Below are 18406 nucleotides of genomic sequence, written 5' to 3'. Positions count from 1 at the left end.
GGGCTCGCCTCCAGATGGCGAGGCGAGCCCGGCCGAAGCACCGGGTGTTGAGATCATGCTTGAGCATGCGCCAACGCCTTTAGCCCGGAGGCCTGGACATACGCGCCGGCCACGCCGCTGCCGCGGAACGAGGATGTTCTGATCGTCTCAAGCGAGGTTCTCACGCCTCGGTGACGCCCGGAGGCGACGCACTCCAAGCTTGAATCAAGGTAGAGACGTTTGCAAGCGCCCGAAGCGATCGGCTGGACGACCAGGATCATCAGGAACAAGCGCGGGCTCCACCCGCATGCTAAAGCGCGCCGGGCGTTGAGAACATGTGAGATACGCATGCGCCCACGCCTTTAGCCGAAGCCTGGACATACGCGGGGGCCGCACCGGGCGGGTGAGCTTAGCCTCCCCGTCAGGGTTCTGGTAGACCAATGCCGAGCCAGCCGGCCGATACGCCTGGACCTGGCAAGCAGCGCTCGGCGCTACTGGTTCTACCCTCGGTCTCGCCTGACATGCGACCGTCCAGGTCTACCGCACCCGCTTGAAACGCACCCGATCCTTGCCTGCGACAGGGAAGGCCTCGAATCCGGCGGCGCGCCATGCCTCGCGCTGGACGTGAGACGTATTGGGGTCCGTGACGTTCGCCCACCATTGGGAGCGACTGGCGCTGTTCGGAAGCATCGCCCCGAGTTTCCGTTCGATCTCGGCGAAGGTCAGCTCGATCTCATCAGCCTTCTGACGTTTCAGGTGCTCTCGCAACGGATCGTATTTGCCCATTTGTCTAGAACATCCGATAGCGGCGCAGTGGCGAAGCAGTCGGGGCGGTTAGCACGCCCGACACCGATCTAAAACCGGCCGCTGTACGCCGAACAAGGAAGCGCGTCTTGGACTGCGCGAGGGGTCGTTCGGGGTGGGGGATCATAGCGCTGCGCCGTCTTGCCATATGTGGACCGCACGCACTCCCGTTCGGCCCGACCGGCAGAAGCCGCGGGCGTTGGCCAGACGCAGGGCTGCCTTCAGAGCTTTGGCGGACCTTGCAGGCCGTCATAATCATAAGCAGCCAGCAGAGCGCCGCCCCTGGCCGGTCGATCCAAGCCGCTCACGCTTCTGAGCCACTCTCGTCAGCGGGATCCGGATCCGACTCGTTAGGGATCGTCTTCAACAGTAAGCAGAACTGCGAGGGGCGTGTGTGAGCTATCCTCTCGCTCTCCCTCAGTCGGCTCATGCCGCCTATAAGCGCGTCGGGCGTGATGGGCTTTGCGATGTGCATGTCGGCGCCGGCGGCCAGCGCCTCAGCCTTGTGGTGATCCATGGCGTTGGCGCTGAGCATCACGAGAGGTGTTCGCGCCCTGCCGGTAGATTGTTCCTCAAGACGGATCGCGCGCGTCGCCGCAAGGCCATCCATCTCCGGCATCTGCATGTCCATCAAGACAAGGTCGAACATGCCATTCCGCCAGGCGTCCACGCCCAAACGGCCGTTCTCGGCGATCTCGACGTCTATGCCCTGCGCTTCCAGGATGTAGCGGACGACGAGCTGGTTGGCTGGGTGATCTTCCACAAGGAGCACGCGGGAAATCTCTTGGCCTGTCTCGTCATGACCTTCGAGGGTTGCCGTGCCGGAGGGCGCGACCGGGAGGCGAGCGACAACCGTGAAAGTGCTGCCTTGACTGGGGACCGACCGGGCCGAGATGGACCCGCCCATCAGTTCGACGAGGCCCTTGGCCATCGGGAGGCCCACACCCAAGCCGCCGAAGCGACGCGTGATGCTGGTGTCAGCCTGGGCGAACCGCTCGAACAGCCTTTCCGCCTGCGACGGCTCGAACCCTATGCCCGTGTCGGAGACCTGGACCTTCAGGATTTCGGAAGCCGGGTCATAGCTGGCCGAGACCGCGACCTCGCCGTACGAGGTGAACTTGACCGCATTGTCCAGCAGGTTGCCGATCACCTGCTTTAGACGAACGGCGTCGGCGTGAACGCTGACGTCGACGCCATCCAGTGCAATGCTGAAGCTCAGGCCGTTCGCATCCGCCCTCAGCCGCGCGGCTTCGACGACGCTCTCGAGCGCCGCTTGCAAGTCCACGATGGACGGCTCGATCGTCAGGGCGCCCGCTTCCACCCTGGAAACCTCCAGGATGTCCGATATCAGCCGCTCAAGCGTTTGGGAGGACGACTGGATCACCCCCACCATCTGCCGCTGCCGCTCGTTCAGGCTGGTCGAGGCGAGCGCGCCGGCCATGCCCAGCATGCCGTTCAACGGCGTACGGATCTCGTGGCTGACGTTGGCCAGAAAGTCGGCCTTGACGCTCTCGGCCTCGGCCGCGGCTTGGCGAGCCTTGGGCACCTCGTCTTCGTAGGCGCGCTTGGCGACGGCCCGGCTGATCGACACGACGATCCGGTCCGCACCGCCATCCGGAGGTGCGGTCCGCGCAGCGTTCATCAATGTGGGGATACGCAGCCCGGAAGGCGTGATCAGGTCAATCGCGAGTTCCTCGACTCGCCCGGCGATGGCCATCTCCATCTGAAGCCGGCTTTCCATAAAGATCCGGCCCGCCAGACTGGTGAGTTGCGTCAGCCGACGACCATCGGTCAACTCCATCAGACCATAGCCGGACAAATCCTCCACATAGGGGTTGGCCCACAGGATGCGGAGCTCAAGATCCAGCACGATCAGGCCCGCAGGCATGACCTGCAGCAGGTCGGCATGACCCAGGCCGGCGATCTCAGGCGGCGGTGCGGACAAGCGTTCGTCCCGCATCAAAGGCCAGAATGGCGGCGGTCACGTCCGACGGTCGCGTCAGATGGGGACAGTGACCGGTCGCCTGCAGCGTCAGCCTTTCGCTGCCAGAGATGGCTCGGTGCAGATGGTCGCCCACCGCGCTCGGAGCCAAGGCGTCGTCCGAACAGTCTATGATCAGGGTCGGAGCGGCCAGCGCGGCGTAGTCTGCGCGATTGTCCGCTTCGAACGTCAGGCGCGCGAACTGCTTGGCCGTCGCGGGATCCACGCGGCACACGCTGCCGCGCCACTCCTCCTGTTCGGCGACGGCGTCAACGCCCATGACCGTCGGCGCCATCAGGGCGGACCAATCCAGGTGGTTCTTGTCCATCAGGTCCAGCAACTCGGCGATATCGGCAGATGAAAAGCCGCCCGTGTAGCCGTCGGTATTGCTGAAGCGAGGCGAAGGGCACACCAGCACCAGCGACCGGATCAGGTCCGGCCGAAGATTGGCCGCCAGGACGCCAATCGTCGCGCCGACGGAATGCCCGACGTAGGTGATAGGATCATTCGACAATTCCTCGCAAATCTCGAGGACATCGGCGGCGTAACCTTCCAACGAGCCGTACCGGACAGCATCGTACGCGCTCCAGTCGGAGTCGCCGGCGCCGACATGGTCGAACAGAACCACCCGGAACTGTTCACTCATCTCATCGACAACGCGACGCCACATGGTCTGATCGCAACCGAAGCCATGCCCGAAGATAAGGGTACGAGAACCGCACCCTTTCACCCGCACATTGTTCCGTTTCGCCGCGCTCATATTGCCGCCCCCAAAACACCTGCCCAATGTACCGGCACTCCCTTAAAATATGGTGCGCCTGAATGCGCAGGCAGGATGACGGTAGAGCGAAAGCTTCCGCGCTCCGTCAGATCTGCCCCACAAGCCCCTGACCATCTGAGTCGCTGCCCGCGACGCCGAGACTGCCTCCGCGACCGACGATCAGAACTCCTGCCAATCCACAGACCTCGCCACGCCAAGACCGCCTCCAATCGCCAGCAGCCGTGGCTTCGAGCGGGCTCTTTTCTGTAGGGTGTCTTGGACATGAGCTCGCGCGTCTAAGAGCGCGACTCCCTGCTCGGGAGCAAAGGATGAAAGCCGGAACCGCCTAACTTGGTCAGCGAGTTGGTTCGCCTCGTGATTCATGGATAAGGCGGCGGCGGTAGACTCCTCGACCATGGCGGCGTTCTGCTGGGTAACCTGATCCATCTGGTTCACGGCGCTGTTCACTTCCGCCAGGGCGGTGGCCTGTTCGGTTGTGGAACCGCGGATTTCGCCCATCATGGATCCGACCTCGTCGATCCGGGCTGCGATTCCGGCGAGCGCCTCTCCCGACTGACGCACCAGCGACACGCCTTCACTGACCTGCATGGCGCTGTTTGAGATCAGCACCTTGATCTCCTTGGCCGACTCCGCCGAGCGTTGCGCCAGGCTCCTGACCTCGGAGGCGACAACGGCGAAGCCTCGGCCCGCATCGCCCGCACGGGCGGCTTCCACGCCCGCATTCAACGCCAGAAGGCTGGTCTGGAAAGCAATCTCGTCAATCACCCCGATGATCTGGTTGATCTGCCCGGACGAGCGCTCGATCTCACCCATGGCGGCAACCGCGCAACCGACGATCACCCCGCCGGCGTCCGCGTCTCTACGCGTTGCCCCGACCACGCCATCCGCGTTCTGGGCGTTCTCAGCCGTCTTGCGCACCGTGGCGGTGATCTCGTCGAGCGCCGCAGCGGTCTCCTCCAGGCTCGCGGCCTGCCTCTCAGTCCGATGTGACAAGGCCTCGGCGGCGCTGCTGATCTCGCTGGCTCCCGCCTGCATTCCTTGAGCGCCGGCGGCGATCCGGCTCATGGCCTGATCAAGCGTATCCAAGGCCCCGTTGAAGTTGGCGCGCAGGTCTTCGTACTCGCCTGCGAACGGCTCTTCGATCCGGAAGCTGAGATCGCCGGCCGCGATGGCCTCCAGCGCCCGGCTGACGCCGGCGACGACGGAAGCCTGGACCTCGGCGGCCGCCTTGTCGTCCCGCACGCGCTGCTCGCGCTCTTCCTCCCTCGCCGTGACGTCGGTTGCGAACTTCACGACCTTGTAGGCTTTGCCGGCCTCGTCGAAAATCGGGTTGTATGAGGCTTCAATGACGACCCGGCGCCCGTTCTTGCCGTAGCGGGTAAAGGTCTCGGCGATGAACTCGCCGTCGTTGAGGCGGGCCCAGAAGTTGGCATAGCCGTCGGTTGCGGCTTCCGCTGGATCCATGAACAGCCGATGGTGCTGACCTTCCACCTCGTCGAGAGCGTATCCCACCACGCTGAGAAAGTTGTTGTTGGCAGTACGGATCGTGCCGTCCAGCTCAAACTCGATCACAGCCTGCGATCTGTGAACGGCCGCCACAATAGCGCGCTGCTCGGCCGCGTCCCGGCGATCTCGAAGCGCCTGCGTCTTGGCTCGCTTTGACATGAACATCGGTTTCTCCGCTGGCGGCTCGAGTGGTGCTCCCCTTTTGCCGTCGATGGATTAACAGCGATCATATCAAACATGATTTATTTGCACTCGACTTGATCATCAGTGATTAGGGTTTGCCCGTCAGGGTTGAGGCGCTAACATCAGGACCACCAACCCGGACGCTGAACATGGACGCCTACGGCCAACTTCACGTCGACCAGCAACTGTGTCTGGCGCTGCAGACGACCAGCAGCCTGGTGACCCGGCTCTACCGCCGGCAGCTTGAGCCCCTGGGCCTGACGCACCCGCAGTATCTTGTGCTGATCGCGCTCTGGGAAGCGAGTGAGCCCGTCACCATGGGACAGCTCGGAGGAAAGGTCGCCATGGAGACCGGATCGCTTACCCCGCTGGTGAAGCGAATGGAGGCTTCAGGTCTGGTCACGCGCAGGCGCGACCAGCAGGACGAGCGCCGCGTTTGGGTCGAGGCCACGCCCGCGGGATGGGCTCTACGTGACGAGATCGTCGCCGTTCGCCAGAAGGTGGTTCAGCAACTGCCGCTAGATGCTGAACAGATCGCGAGCCTTCGGTCGCTGCTTCAGGACCTTAATGCGGCTTTGGAGCCAGCGAGGCTTCAGAGTGAACCCAATCAGGGTCCAGAAATAGAGGCTTAAGGTCCCGTCGTCCTTGATTGTGATCTACGATCTTAAGATTGGAGCTGCACAATCGGAGGATAAGCTGGATCTATCCTCTCGTCTTGGAGTGTATACAGCACCAGCATGAAACCAGCCTGCTGGTCTTGGCGGCCGTGGTATGATCGTTGGCGTCCATGTCGCCTTCGCGGTAGCGGCGCATTCGACTCGATCACCCGGATTGCCGCAAATTCGTTGGGGCTTGGCGAGCGTTGTTGCGGCCGGTTAACCGCATGGGCTACCCACTTCATCATCCTGTTGGTGTCCCACCCGGGACTTCCCGCAGCCTTCGAGCGGTGCTTACCGTGGTGTCGCTCCTTAGCGCCAAAGTCGGCATTGGAATGGGAACCGCGCCTGCGCTTACCTTTCGAAGCCGACCTATCTGCTTCCTGGCTGGTGCTCGGATGCTGCGTCATCAGCCTGCATCAGCTGAGGCCGCCCCTGTAGATCCGGAACGATTTGCATCTAGGGCTCATCTGCGCATCGATCATTGTAGGTCTCTTGCGGTTAAGTGAGGCCGTGATTGACCTCGTTCGGGTCAAAAGCGTTGCAGACGCATAGGCGCTGGCGTGCAACTCAACCTTTACTGACCGAACATCGCATCAAGAACCGGGTCGATTCCGCGACGGACTGCGTAGGCGCGGATCATAGACCCACTTACGAACCTTTGTGGCGGCAAGACCGGCGCAGAGAGGGTGACGAGGGTTGATCAGCACGTTGGCTTCATCCGGCACGATCACGGAAGGAACCAGGAGAAGAGGAGAGCGTAGCGACCGCAGCCACCCCGTGCCGAAATCCAGACTGACCTTGCCTGGCAGCTCGGCGTCCCAGCCAACTCCCAAGCCCGCGGCGTCAACGATTTCCTTGGCGTTCCAGCAATCAGCGGGAACATCGATCTTCACCAGATAGCGGTTCAGCGGCAGGCCGCCGGCGTTGAGGTGAACGATGGTCTCGAGACAGGCGAGGGACTGCGTCGGCGATGTGTAGACCACCGGCACATCCTTGACGTTCCAGCGACCGCCAGTGATCTCGGCGCCCTTGCCGGACAAGTCATCCGCTTGATAGGCCGGCGCATCCATGGCGATGCGCCAAAGGGCCTGGCTCAAGCGTAGGCTCCGCTTTGCATGCGGGCCAGCGTGTCCGACACCATGGCCTGCCCTTCCATGGTGTCCATGAGATCCATCGGCCGAAGCCCCCCAAGCGCGCCGGCGGGCGCGGTAAGCCAGCGCGCTGTCCAATCCCGGACGTCAAAACCGTCAGCGTCCCCGGACTCGGCGACCATGACTTCAACCTGACCGATCAACCGAGCCAGCCCCAAGACCCGCTCGCTCTCGTCGACAGGCAGCCGCTCCGCCGTCTTCGCTCTGCGGTTCAGAGTCGATACGGACAGGTGAAGAGCCTCGTGCAAAGCCCCGGAGGGGATCGCCAATGCTGACAGGAGGGACTTGGCGTCGCGGGCGGAAACGCCGCGTTTAGCGAGCCTGATGCGGTCCAAAGGCGTTGAGCGATAGATGAGGCCGTAGTCTGCGTTGAGGGCTGTAAGCGAATCGGCCGCCTGCACGCGCATATTCTCATGCGGTTCCCGTGCAGACCCTTTTGTCCGCGTCCCCTGCGCAAGCTCGCCAACCGCGATGGAGCTCGCGGGAGGCTTTAAAGCCCGCGCGCGGCGTGACGGCGTCTTGGGGGAAGCTTCGGCTCTGACGCTCATTCTAGCTCCTTTGAGCAGAAGTATAGCCCATTTGAGCACGAACGCCAGCGGGCCTAACCCTCCTCGCCTTTGCCGGGCGGACATTGGCGCCACCCGGCAAAGGCCGCTCCCGGCCTCTCTACTGTAAATCTTGGAATCTGTTGGCCCAAGAATCGCGCATACAGGGATACCGGAACAACAAGCCACTCCACTGAACCCACTCCAGCATGGCCTTCGATGGCTCCTGCCGCCTAGTCGGCAAACGCCCGTCCTGCTTGTGGACGCTAGAAGTCAAAGCCCAGCTGCCCTTCCACGAGGATTGAGCGCTTCCGACGGCCCGGCCGGACAGAACAGGGAACATGACTTAGGGCGCAGACCTGACCCTGCGCGAGCGGGGCCGAGACCGCCGGGACCGTTCGCGAGGCCGCGTCCCGCCGGCTCGGCGACACGGGAGGCGCACAGGGTGAGATCGGCGTCGACCGCGGCGCCGCGGGGATCAACGCGCCGCGGCTCTGGTTCCAGGCGACTATGTCGCGTTCGCGCCAGGCGACCCGCCCAGGTGAAATGGGGACCGGGTGCGGGAAATCGCCGGACTGCCGCATCCGCCACGCCGTCGTCCGGCCGAGCCCCGTCAGATGGCGCACCTGTCGCCACCCTAGAAAACGCTCGATTGGCTCTTCATAATCCATGACGCACGTCCGGCATCCACGTCGCCTGGACCCCGGCGACGCCAGCCGCCGCGGGTCGGTCGAAGGCGGCCGTGACGGAAGGCCACCCGGTCCGCGCCCGATGCGCCTTGTGCCGTGGGCGGCATGACGGCGTGCCAGGCCGCAAGCGCCGCGGTCCAGCCGGCTCATGCGCCATGAGGAGCCTCCCGGCGTCGCGCTTCGCGCCTGAGGCGCTGCCGTTCGCTCGAAGACGAAGCGGGGGCTGTGATCTGCGACGCGGCCCAGGCGTTGAGCAGCTCCAGCGGATAGAACGGCTTGTTCCGGATGTGACGGCAGGGCGGACCGCCGGAGCCTGTTGAATAGGCCCGCGCCAAGGTGTTCGGCTTCATGCGGATGCCCTTGCCTTGCAGATAGGCCGAAGCCTCCGCGCGCGTCAGCAGGGTCTGGAGCTCAGCCGACGTTCCACGGGCGCCCTCGGTGATGGAGACGTCGGCGCTCACAGACCGGCCTCCGGCGACGCGCATTGGCGCGACGACCTGACGCCACGTCCGGCGGTCAGGGCGAGATAGCAGTTGATCACCGCCGCGACGTAGCTCCGGGTTTCAGGGATGTCGGGAATGCGGCCAAGCCGGGCCACCCGGCCGGGACCCGCATTATAGGCCGCCAGGGCGAGCCGAAGGTCGCCAAAGCGCCGGATTTGACGCGCCAGGTAGTCGGCGCCGCCTCGCAGGTTGTCCATGGCGTCGAACCGATCGACGACGCCGAGATCGGCGGCCGTTCCAGGCATCAGCTGGGTCAGGCCGCAGGCCCCGGCCGGTGAACAGGCCCTGACCTGGTAGGCGCTTTCAACCACCACCAGCGCATGCAGCAGCTTGCGGTCCAGGCCGTGGCGCTCCGCCGCCTCTGCGACGGCCGCTTCCAACGGCTGAGCTGGCGCGGTCAGTCGCACACGGTCGATCCTGGATAGCCGATCGTCGAGAGCGATCGGATCGCCTGACGCCTGTACGGCGAACAGGCCGCCGCCGGCGCGGCTCCAGTCGACGGGGGACTGGGCCCGAGCCGATCCGGCGACCAGGGCAACTGCAGCAGTCAAGGCCATAAGCAACTTCACCATCTCAAGGTCTCCCGATAGACGCCACGGATCTGGTCGGTCGTGATCGGCCCGAAGTACCGGCTATCGAGGCTGGTCGGCGTGTCGCCAAGAAGCAGGCGCTCGTTGGCGGCCAGTCGGCGGCAGCCTCGCCACACCGGCAGCCGCTCGCTCCCGCGGTTGCGCGAAAGGATCGCGACCGTGCGGCCCGGCGCGATCAGCCACCGGCCGTCCGAGCAAACGGCGTCCCCGCCTGTCGCCGCCACCCGCTTGATCAGGAGCACGGCCGAAGGCATGCCCCGACGGGCCATGTAGGGGCGCACGGATAGAGGCTGCGGAACGGCGACCACCGCGCCCCGGTCCGGACGCGCGGCGGGCCGGAGCACATAAAGCCCCCTGGGCAGGCTTGGACTCTCATTGATCAGGGCCAGCGCCGAGCGATGGTCAGCGACCGCGCCCACGCCCACGCCCACGCCCACGCCCACGCCCACGCCCGAAAGCGCTGCGGGAAGCGCCGCGACGACGGCAAGACGACGGAAGCGGGTCATGGTCGGTAAGGCTCCAGGATCAGATCGCGGGTGATCATCACGCGGACCGGCGCACCCGCGCGGACACGGATCGAGGGTCGGACGCCGAGCTCCCGGTCGATCAGCCGGCCGCCGACCTCGGCCGCCTCAATGGAGGCCGCGTCTCCAGCACTGGCCACAACCGAGCGATCGTCCGAGCCGGCCCGGGCCAACTCGCCCAGGGTGGTGATCGCGCCGGCGAACAGCGAAGCGACTCCCAGCGGCCAGAGGCGGCGATCAACCTGGCCGCGGACGCCCACCGCGCCTTGGGCGTCCACGCCGGGCTCTTCGGCCAGGATCAGGCTCTTGCCATTGGGCAGGATCAACCGGTTCCAGACCAGATAGGCGCGACGATCGCCGTGAACGCCTTCCCCAAGATGACGCCCGATCAACCGGGTCCCTTGCGGGATAACTAGGTGGCGGCCCGTAACGGAATCAAAGACGTTCTGGGTGACGGTCGCCACCACAGGGCCTGGTCGGGCGGTGTCGAGCGCCGTCAACAGCACGCCGGGGATCATCGCGCCCGCCTTCAACTCATAAGGCGAGATCGGCGCCAGCAGCTGGTGCGGACTGTAGATTGCCTCATGATCCCGCCCTGACGCGGTCGGTGTGGCCTCGGCGCCTTCGGCTGCCCGCGGGGCTGCGACCGGGGTGACGGCTGCGTTCGGGAAGAACAGGCTTGATTCCGCCGCCTGATCGACCGGCCGGCGTTCACGCTGCCGCGCATAGGACGGTGAGGGCGCGGGCGTCTGCGCTTCAGGAACGCCGGCTATCTCTTCCAAGGCGCCGCCCCGCGGCTCAGGCAAGGTCGACGAGACGACGGGCAGCCGATCATAGCTCGCCGGCTGCCCGGTGACGATGTCCGAAGGCCGGACGCTTGCCCTCGCCTCCCCGAGCTGCTCCGATGTGGCGGCGTCGACGGCCCGAGCCTTGAGTTCAGGCTGAACAATAAAGGCCCACGCCAGAGATCCCGACACCAGCAGGGCGGCCAGGACTACGCCGGCCTGGACCACGGGCTTGCGGATCCGGACCGCACCGGGTCGCGGCGCACGGCCCATCAGCGGCGGCGCAGGCGTCTTGGACGGGGGCGGAGGCGTGATCGGGCCGGGCTCGGAGCCCGCGGCCCCGCCGGCGCCGCTCGGGGTCTGGCCGGTCTGGAGCTCGATCATCGGGCGGCTCCCTCATGTCTGCGGATTCGAACCACGATCGGGCGGCGATCGCCCAGGCGCAGCTCGGCCTCATCGAACACACGATCCACGATCATGAGTCCGTCGGCCTGACGGTAGTTGACGAGCTGGAGCTCGCCGCCGGCTTTGACGAACAGCGCCGGCGCTTCATCCACGCCCGCCTCCGGCGACAGCGCGATAAAGGTCCGGGCGCCATCGTTGAACACCGCCGTGGGCATCCATCGCGGCGCCCGGCCGCCGGTGTCGATGCGGTATCGGGCGTCGAGGGAGGGCTGCGCCGCAGCCGACGCGACATTGGGGGGAGGCGGCTCCAGCGCCGCGTCCGGCGGGGCGACATCGATCGGGCTGTCGGCGTGATCCCAGGCGATGGCGGCGTTGAAGCTGTCGGCGCCTCCGCTGCGAAGCGCCAGATAATAGACCCTGCGGCTCGTGGTCAGGACCAGATTGGTCTCCAGGCCGGATCGCAGCGGCTTGATCAGGACAAGGGTGCGCGCCTGGGCGCCCTCGCCCGAGCGACTTTCGCCAATCTGCCAGCGGACCGTGTCTCCAGCCGCCTTGGCCGTGATCGTTTCGCCGGGGGCGAGGGTCAGGGCGGTGACGCGGAGCGGAGCGGTCCAGACTTCATAGACCCGCCCTTCTCTCCAGGGAAACACCTGAACGCCTTCAACGAAGCCGACGCCGCTGGAGGCGGCGCGCGCCGCCCGGTTGGCCGCGGCGATCGCCGGCCGCCCGCGAGGCGGCCTGGGCGGATCGGTCATCTGACCGGTCGCCCTGCCGGTCAGCCCGCCCACCGGTTCGGGAGCCGTGGCGGCGTCGCGGGCGATCTCTTCCAGATACGGTCGGGCGGCCGGAGCCGGATCGGCGAGCGCTGCGTCCGGCGCGGCGGACAGGACCAGCTCGACGGCGGGTATGTCAGGACCCAACGGAACCGGAGCGATCTCCGTCTGGGATGTGAGCGCGGCGGACCGCACCCTGGCGCAGCCGCCAGCCGAGAACGCGAGGCTGAGGCCGAGGCTGAGCGCGATGGGGTTCAGGAGGCGTCGGGGGTCCATGAGACATCCTCAATTCGAAGACCAAGGGGATTGCGCATCAGCTCCGCCTCGGTGCGCGGCGGCTGGTGAGTGACCGTGATCAGGCCGCGCCAGCGTTCCGACCCAGCCTGCTGGCCGTTGACGAAGCGCGTCTCGCGCCACTGCAGGTCAAACGTCCGGTCGCTTCGGCGCACGACGTTGAGGACCTCCACATTGACGGCCTCTCGACCAGCGTCGGAGAAGGGGTCGTTTGTCTGGGCCCAGTTGTTGAGAAATCCCGAGGCCTTCGGGGTGAGAAGGTCATACGCCCGCAGCCAGTTCTGGCGGATGACAATGGGATCGATCGACTTCGACCGAACGTCTCGGATCCATTAGGCCAGGGCATAGCCGGTCTGGGCCTCCGTCGGATGGTAGCGGCCATCGAGCGCGGTGATCTTCTGGGTCTGCCCCCAGTCCGACACCTCGACCACAAAGGGCCGCACCACCGCCCGGTCGGCCTGAACCCACCAGCCTGCGCCCAAAAACGCCGCGAGGCCCAGGTTGGCGACGGCGAGGCGGCGCCAGTTCCGGGCGTGGGCGACCGAAAGCCCCATGCGGTCGTCCCAGACCTGTCCCGCCCGCTGATAGGGCGTGCTCTCGGGGGCGGCGCTCAAGGCCCGTTTCGGCCTGAAGAACGGATGCATGCTCAATCCTCGGAGGTGACGGTGGGTTTAAGGGCGCCGCTGCTCTCGCCGGCTGGCATCAGGCCGCGACCGGCATTGGCGACAAAAAAGGCCTGCAGGGCTGCGGACCGGCCGGAGGGCCGAGCGCCGCGCAACCGGGGAACCGCGTCACCGGGCAGCGGCGGCCAGCCGCCATCCGGAGCGTTTCGGTCACCGCCCTGAGGTTGGAATCCGGCGGCGCGCGTCCGGGGCTCGGACGACAGGGGTGCCGACGGTTCCGGCGGCGGCGCTTCGGCTTTCGCCGACGGGCTCTTACTCGGCCCGAGGGGTCCGATCGGCGGCTCTCCGCGCGGCGGCGACGGGCTGGCTGACCGTTCACGCGCACTCCCGCCCGCCGCTGTCGGCGGCGGAGCCGACGGCGCGGCGCGTCCGCCGGGGCCTCCTGGGGGCGGCGATCCGCCGGGCGCCGACCGGGACGCCGATGCGGCGCCCGCTGCGGAGCGGACCGACCCGCTGACGGCGGCGGCGCGACCGGCGGCGGCGCCTGCGCCCGCCACGCCTGCGCCCACAAGCGCTCCACCGCCGGCCACGGCGAGCGCGCCCGTCAGGGCGGCGCCCGCGCCCAGGGCCGGTCCGCCTGTAACCAGGGCGGCGGCCAGGTTGGGAATGAAGACCGCCAGCATCGCCAGCAGCAGCGAGGCCACCAGGATGGTCAGGGCCTCGTAGATGTCCGGATTGGACGAGGGCTGGAGTTGATCAAAGATCGTGCGCGCGCCGGAGACGACGATGGCGAGGGCGAGCACCTTCAATCCGGACGAGACGACATATCCAAGGGGCCGTTCGGCCAGAAAGGCGGTCTTGTTCCAGATGCCGAAGGGCAGGAGCACGAAGCCGCCCAGGGTGACGATCTTGAACTCCAGCAGCGAGACAATGATCTGCAGGGCCAGGAGCGCGAAGGCCAGCATGATGCCGATCATGGCCAGGCCCAGGATCAGGGCGTCGGCCATGTTGCCCATGACATCGAGCGGGTTCTCGACCGCCGCAGGCGTCTCGCCGAGCGCCTTGACGATCTCCCAGCCCTGCTGAAGGATCGCCCCAGGATTCAGGAACTCCTGCCGGGTCAGCGATCCGCCACCGGCCGTCAGGCCCAGTTCAAGGAAGCCGGCGTAGATCGTTTCCGAAAGCGCCTGCCAGTCGTTGATGATCCAGGCGAAGGCGCCGATCAGCAGCACCTTGCCGAAGCCGGCGGCGAGCACTTCACGATGCGGAGACAGAGCCCACTGGATGCCGGTAAGGGCGACCACAAGCGCGATCAGCAGGCCGAACACGCCGTTGACCGAGCCGGACAGGGCGTCGAAGCCGGCTGTGACCGTGTTCGAGAACACCACCATCAGTTCGTTGGGGGTCTCCATGCCGGGGCCGGCCATGGCGCGTCTCCTCAGCGTCGCGCGCGCGGCAGAGGATCGAACACAGGCGAGGCCGGCGTTCTTGCCTCCCGTCCCCACAAGCGCCCGCGCGCCTCCAGCCCGGCCTCGTTCTCGGCGGCGTGCCGGGCTGTCGCTTCGGCCATAAGCCGCGACTGCGCCAGCATCAGGGTCCGCAGGCTCGCCAGGTCCTCGGCCAGCACCGACAGCATCTGCGTCGACGACTGGATCGCGGCCGTCTGGCCCTGCGCCCCCTCGCTCGCCGCCAAGGCTCCGCGGTGCCGCCCGTCGCGACCCTGGCTGAGCCGCTCCAGTTCGGCGGCGGTGCGGGCGACGTCCTGGGCCGTACGGCGGGCGGTGGCGGTCCGGCCCCCGCCCAGCGCCGTCAGATCGGAGAGCGAAAGATCGTCCGGATACAGATCGGCGAACTGGCGCTGGACGCCTTCAAGCGTCGACGCCGTACCGCGAACGGTGTGGGCCAGTTCGCCGATCTCGCGCAGGGTCTGGGAGGACTGAGCCAGGTGGCTGTAGGGCGAGGTGGCCAGCGTGCGCGCCTCGTTGGCCAGGGACCGCGCCTCATTGGCCAGGCTTTCCAGCTGACGTGCGGCCTGCAGGCTGGTCTGCACATGGGCGCGCGGATCGTAGACGATCTGCTGAGCCACGGCGCCTCCGCAGAGCCCGAGCGCCGTAGCGAGCACCAGGCCCGCGGCGGCTAGGGGCGCGCGCCGCCTAGTCCGCCGCGGCATGGGCGGAAGCGGGGTCAACGGCGGGCGGATCGAAGCTGTCGAAGACACGATCAACATGGTGGACTCCCTTGGCCTTGAGGAATTCTCGGGCGAAGCGGTCCGGCCGGACGTCGGCCGGGTCGAGCGCGGCGCAAACGCGGCTGATCAGCGCCTGATCGTCGGGCGAAGAGGCGCCGCAGAGCGCGAGCCCGGCCCCCGTGAGCTTGAGGTCGAAGAGACGCCGGCCGTCGGGCTGCCGCAGGTAGTAGGTGCGCTTGGGCGTCGCCCAGGCGATCAGTTCAAGCTGACGACGATTGAGGCCGAACATCCGGTAGAGGTCCGCCGAGGCGGGCTCGAGGGCGCGGGGGTTCGGCAGAAAGATTTGTGTCGGGCAGCTCTCGATCAGGGCCGAAGCGATCGATGAGCGGACAATGTCGTCCAGCGACTGGGTGGCGAACACCACCGCCACCGCCCTCTTGCGGAGCGTCTTCAGCCATTCCCGAATACGAGCCGCAAAGGCCGTCTCGCCCAGGAAGAGCCAGGCCTCGTCCAGGATCAGCAGCGTCGGACGCCCGTCAAAGCCCCGTTCGATCTCATGGAAGAGCGCGCCGAGCACCGGGGCGACCGCGGACGGCGTGGCCATCAGGCCCTCCAGTTCGAAGCACTCGAAGGCGCTGGGGACCTCGTCCTCCGTCGCCACGCCATCGACCAGAGCGCCGTGCGGCCCTTTGAGGGTCAGCGGCTCCAGGGCGGCAGCGACCGCCTTGTTCTGGACCAGGGCCGAGAAGACCGTCAGGGTCCGCTGGCTGACAGGAGCCTGAGCCAGGGCGCCCAACGCCGCCCAGAGCTCCTCGCGGATTTGCGGCGTTGGCTCCAGACCCGCCAGGCGGATCGCATCGGCCAGCCATTCGGCGGCCCAGGCCCGCTCCGCATCGTCCTCGATCCGCGCCAGCGGCTGAAGGGCGAGGTCGCCGCCCGGCTGCAGCGGGCGCCACCGGCCGCCCGCTGCAAGCGCGGCGGCCCGCGCGCTTCGGCCCTTGTCAAAGGCCACGACCCGCGCCCCCGGATATCGAAACCACTGCAGCGCCAGAAAGGCGAGAAGCGCGCTTTTCCCCGAACCGGTCGGGCCAACCACCATGGCATGGCCCACGTCGCCGACGTGCAGGGCCAGCCGGAAGGGGGTCGAGCCGCTGGTGCGCGCCACCAGCAGGGGCGCGGATTCCAGCCTGGGATCCGCCGTTGGACCGGCCCAGGCCGCCGACACCGGCAGGAGGTCGGCCAGGTTGAGCGTCGAAACCAGAGGGCGGCGCACATCGGCGTAGGGTTCGCCCGGGAGGGAACCTAGCCACGCCTCGACGGCGTTCAGGTCCTCGATGCGCGCCACAAAGCCTTGGGCGTTGAGCGCGGTCTCCACCGCGCGCGCCTGCTCTGCGACCCGGCCCGGATCACGGGCCATCAGCGTGACCGTGGTTGTCAGATATCCAAAGGCGCAGGCGTCCGACCCAAGGGCTTCCAGAGCGCCGTCGCACTCTTCTGTCTTTGCCGCCGCATCGGTGTCGAGAAGGGGAACCTCTTCCTTGGTGATGGCTTCGCGCAGCAGAACGCCGACCCCCTTGCGCTTGGCGAACCAGCGCTTGCGCAGCTTGATCAGCTCGGTCTCGGCGTCGGCCTTGTCCAGGCCGATCCAGCGCGCACTCCACCGATAGGCGAACGGCAGGGCGCCCAGGGCGTCCAGAAGACCCGGCCGGGTGCTGGACGGGAGCCCGCGCACCGAGACGACCTTGAGCGTTTGTCCGTCCAGCGTGGGAGAAACCCCGCCCAGCAACGGCGCATCCGCCAGCCAGGCGTCAAGGAACATGGGCGTGGCTGGACGCGCCAGCTCAACGTCTCGGGGCGAGACGCAGTCGTGCAGCCAGGTCAGAAGGTCGCTGTCGTCAAGGAGCGCGACCTCGGGGAGGGCGTCGGCGAGCAGATCGATGATCAGCGCGGTTTCGCGCTCAAAGGCGTCCAGGGCGGTGCGCCAGTCCCGATCCGCCGGGGCCGCGCCGTCGAACAGCAGGCGCTCGATGCGGCGCGTCTCATCGGCTGGCGGCAGCCAGGTCAGTGCGGCGCGGTAGTCGGTCTCATACGCGGGCTCGCTGGTCTCGAACAGCGACCGGCGCTCGGCGTCCACCAGCCAGGCGGCGGCGACGTCGAAGTCGCTTCGTGGATAAGCCTGGGCAGGGCGACGCCGTGCGTCGACATGCAGGCACCATCCGCTGCCCAGCCGCTTCAGGGCGTTGTTCAGGCGGGCTCGGACCGACATGAGCTCCAGGTCCGACGCGGATTCCAGGTCGGGACCGCGGAACCGCAGGCCTCGCGTGAAGGAGCCGTCCTTGTTCAGGACCACGCCAGGCGCCACCAGGGCCGCCCAGGGGAGATGGTCGGCCAGGAGCGCGGGCCTGCGGCGATGCTCATCAAGAAAGCGCATGCTCAGACCTCAAGCATCGAGGTGGCCCGGAAGGGCCAGATGGCGCCGCAACACCTCAAAGAACCGCGTGTCCGTGCGAGCGGCGTAGAGGCCGATCGCATGGGCGACCGCCCACCACAGAAGGCCCAGCCACCAGATCCGAAGCGCCAGGCCGAGCACCACGGCGACGGTGCCCATCAGGATGGCGTAGTCGCGCGGCATGCCGGCCAAGGTCATCGGTTCGGTCAGCGCCGCAGCGATGGGGAGCTCCCAGCCCGCGGGACGGACATCGGTCAGGGGCTCCGCCATCACGCGATCTCCGCCCCGCCGGCGAAGCCGAAGAACTGCAGAAAAAACGTCGAGGCGGCAAAGGCGATTGAAAGGCCGAACAGTATGCCCAGGCCCCGCCGCATCGAGGATCCATTCTCGCTCATCGCCACGCCGGCGCCGAAGAGCACAACCGCCACGACGGCCGCTGCCTGGACTACCGGTCCGGTGATCGACTCCACGATCTGCTGGAGCGGCCCCTCCCAGGGCATGCCGGTTCCGCCCGCCAGAGCCGGCGCGGCGAAGGCCAGGCCGCAAATCACCGTCGCAGCCGACAGGCCGCGTTGAAGAAGGCGTTGCATTATCTGTATTCCTGAAGTCGAAGCGCAAGACAAGCGCCAACAGCCATCAGACAACTCAAGTATTCCTAGAGCGTCAACCGGATCGGTGAATATATTCGCTGAGCTGTTTGCTCTTCCCCTGTTCGCCACACACGTGGTGCGATCAGGCCGCCGGATCAGAGGTCATCGCCGACCTTCCGAATGGGGCTTAAGGCGGCGTCGGTACTGGTAAATTTTACGCCTCGCTACGGGATTGCCCGCACTGAGACATCGTCAATGGACGCTCAGCTGCCGTCGAGACCATCCCAGCCGAGACGAAACTCGCGACGTGCGCCCCGCCCCTGTCGTGAGCGAAAATAGGGGAATACACATTTCGTCATGCCTGGATGGCCGGGAAAGACGCCTTGATCGGCTGCGTTCCGAGC

The 18406-nt window shown here is 66.8% G+C and carries 18 protein-coding genes and 1 pseudogene; 1 reads left to right on the top strand and 18 read right to left on the bottom strand.

The window, feature by feature from the left end; translation table 11 throughout:
- Nucleotides 1–516: 516 nt before the first annotated feature.
- From KY493_RS00575 to KY493_RS00560, 4 genes are all read right to left on the bottom strand, one after another.
- Nucleotides 517–765, bottom strand: a complete 249-nt coding sequence (locus KY493_RS00575; RefSeq protein WP_219897083.1) for a hypothetical protein — start codon at nucleotides 763–765, stop codon at nucleotides 517–519.
- 322 nt (nucleotides 766–1087) lie between these two features.
- Nucleotides 1088–2728, bottom strand: coding sequence for an ATP-binding protein (locus KY493_RS00570; protein ID WP_219897082.1), 1641 nt, complete (start codon nucleotides 2726–2728; stop codon nucleotides 1088–1090).
- Nucleotides 2709–3524, bottom strand: coding sequence for an alpha/beta fold hydrolase (locus KY493_RS00565; protein ID WP_370627338.1), 816 nt, complete (start codon nucleotides 3522–3524; stop codon nucleotides 2709–2711). Before KY493_RS00565 ends, KY493_RS00570 begins: the two co-directional genes overlap by 20 nt.
- Before the next feature lie 180 nt (nucleotides 3525–3704).
- The gene (locus tag KY493_RS00560) at nucleotides 3705–5216 is read right to left on the bottom strand and encodes a methyl-accepting chemotaxis protein (protein ID WP_219897080.1); all 1512 of its coding nucleotides are present in this window, start codon (nucleotides 5214–5216) and stop codon (nucleotides 3705–3707) included.
- A gap of 167 nt (nucleotides 5217–5383) precedes the next feature.
- On the opposite strand from KY493_RS00560, the gene KY493_RS00555 reads away from it, so the two are divergent.
- Complete coding sequence (locus KY493_RS00555; protein WP_219897079.1) at nucleotides 5384–5866, top strand: MarR family winged helix-turn-helix transcriptional regulator; 483 nt, start codon at nucleotides 5384–5386, stop codon at nucleotides 5864–5866.
- A gap of 620 nt (nucleotides 5867–6486) precedes the next feature.
- Here the strand turns inward: KY493_RS00555 and KY493_RS00550 are convergent.
- The 14 genes and pseudogenes from KY493_RS00550 to KY493_RS00485 form a co-directional block, all read right to left on the bottom strand.
- Nucleotides 6487–6990 carry an RES family NAD+ phosphorylase gene (locus tag KY493_RS00550; protein ID WP_219897078.1) on the bottom strand — a complete coding sequence of 168 codons (504 nt, stop codon included), beginning with the start codon at nucleotides 6988–6990 and terminating at the stop codon, nucleotides 6487–6489.
- Nucleotides 6987–7592, bottom strand: coding sequence for an antitoxin Xre-like helix-turn-helix domain-containing protein (locus KY493_RS00545; protein ID WP_255567942.1), 606 nt, complete (start codon nucleotides 7590–7592; stop codon nucleotides 6987–6989). Before KY493_RS00545 ends, KY493_RS00550 begins: the two co-directional genes overlap by 4 nt.
- Before the next feature lie 263 nt (nucleotides 7593–7855).
- Nucleotides 7856–8260 carry an AlpA family transcriptional regulator gene (locus KY493_RS14580; protein WP_219897077.1) on the bottom strand — a complete coding sequence of 135 codons (405 nt, stop codon included), beginning with the start codon at nucleotides 8258–8260 and terminating at the stop codon, nucleotides 7856–7858.
- A 164-nt stretch (nucleotides 8261–8424) separates the two neighbouring features.
- Complete coding sequence (locus KY493_RS00535) at nucleotides 8425–8739, bottom strand: hypothetical protein (protein ID WP_255567941.1); 315 nt, start codon at nucleotides 8737–8739, stop codon at nucleotides 8425–8427.
- Nucleotides 8736–9338: a lytic transglycosylase domain-containing protein gene (locus KY493_RS00530; protein WP_255568152.1), complete on the bottom strand. Its 603-nt coding sequence runs from the start codon at nucleotides 9336–9338 to the stop codon at nucleotides 8736–8738. Before KY493_RS00530 ends, KY493_RS00535 begins: the two co-directional genes overlap by 4 nt.
- Nucleotides 9339–9346: 8 nt before the next feature.
- On the bottom strand, nucleotides 9347–9877 hold the full coding sequence (locus KY493_RS00525; protein ID WP_219897075.1) for a S26 family signal peptidase: 531 nt from the start codon (nucleotides 9875–9877) through the stop codon (nucleotides 9347–9349).
- Nucleotides 9874–11064, bottom strand: coding sequence for a TrbI/VirB10 family protein (locus tag KY493_RS00520; protein WP_219897074.1), 1191 nt, complete (start codon nucleotides 11062–11064; stop codon nucleotides 9874–9876). Before KY493_RS00520 ends, KY493_RS00525 begins: the two co-directional genes overlap by 4 nt.
- Nucleotides 11061–12134: a TrbG/VirB9 family P-type conjugative transfer protein gene (locus tag KY493_RS00515; protein ID WP_219897073.1), complete on the bottom strand. Its 1074-nt coding sequence runs from the start codon at nucleotides 12132–12134 to the stop codon at nucleotides 11061–11063. Before KY493_RS00515 ends, KY493_RS00520 begins: the two co-directional genes overlap by 4 nt.
- A pseudogene (trbF, locus tag KY493_RS00510) lies at nucleotides 12113–12706 on the bottom strand (conjugal transfer protein TrbF). The gene KY493_RS00515 and the pseudogene trbF overlap by 22 nt, the downstream one beginning before the upstream one ends.
- Before the next feature lie 92 nt (nucleotides 12707–12798).
- On the bottom strand, nucleotides 12799–14202 hold the full coding sequence (gene trbL, locus KY493_RS00505) for a P-type conjugative transfer protein TrbL (protein ID WP_255567940.1): 1404 nt from the start codon (nucleotides 14200–14202) through the stop codon (nucleotides 12799–12801).
- Between the two features lie 11 nt (nucleotides 14203–14213).
- Nucleotides 14214–14861 carry a conjugal transfer protein TrbJ gene (locus KY493_RS00500; protein ID WP_255567939.1) on the bottom strand — a complete coding sequence of 216 codons (648 nt, stop codon included), beginning with the start codon at nucleotides 14859–14861 and terminating at the stop codon, nucleotides 14214–14216.
- 67 nt (nucleotides 14862–14928) lie between these two features.
- The gene (gene trbE / locus KY493_RS00495; protein ID WP_219897072.1) at nucleotides 14929–17394 is read right to left on the bottom strand and encodes a conjugal transfer protein TrbE; all 2466 of its coding nucleotides are present in this window, start codon (nucleotides 17392–17394) and stop codon (nucleotides 14929–14931) included.
- Nucleotides 17395–17403: 9 nt separating this feature from the next.
- Complete coding sequence (locus KY493_RS00490) at nucleotides 17404–17682, bottom strand: VirB3 family type IV secretion system protein (RefSeq protein WP_219897071.1); 279 nt, start codon at nucleotides 17680–17682, stop codon at nucleotides 17404–17406.
- Nucleotides 17682–18002, bottom strand: a complete 321-nt coding sequence (locus KY493_RS00485) for a TrbC/VirB2 family protein (protein WP_219897070.1) — start codon at nucleotides 18000–18002, stop codon at nucleotides 17682–17684. Before KY493_RS00485 ends, KY493_RS00490 begins: the two co-directional genes overlap by 1 nt.
- Nucleotides 18003–18406 lie beyond the last annotated feature (404 nt).

Source organism: Brevundimonas sp. PAMC22021 (genome assembly GCF_019443405.1).
In the GTDB taxonomy this organism is placed as follows: Bacteria; Pseudomonadota; Alphaproteobacteria; order Caulobacterales; family Caulobacteraceae; genus Brevundimonas.
Note: the sequence above shows the minus strand (reverse complement) of the source record. Positions and strands in the feature narration are given on the sequence as shown.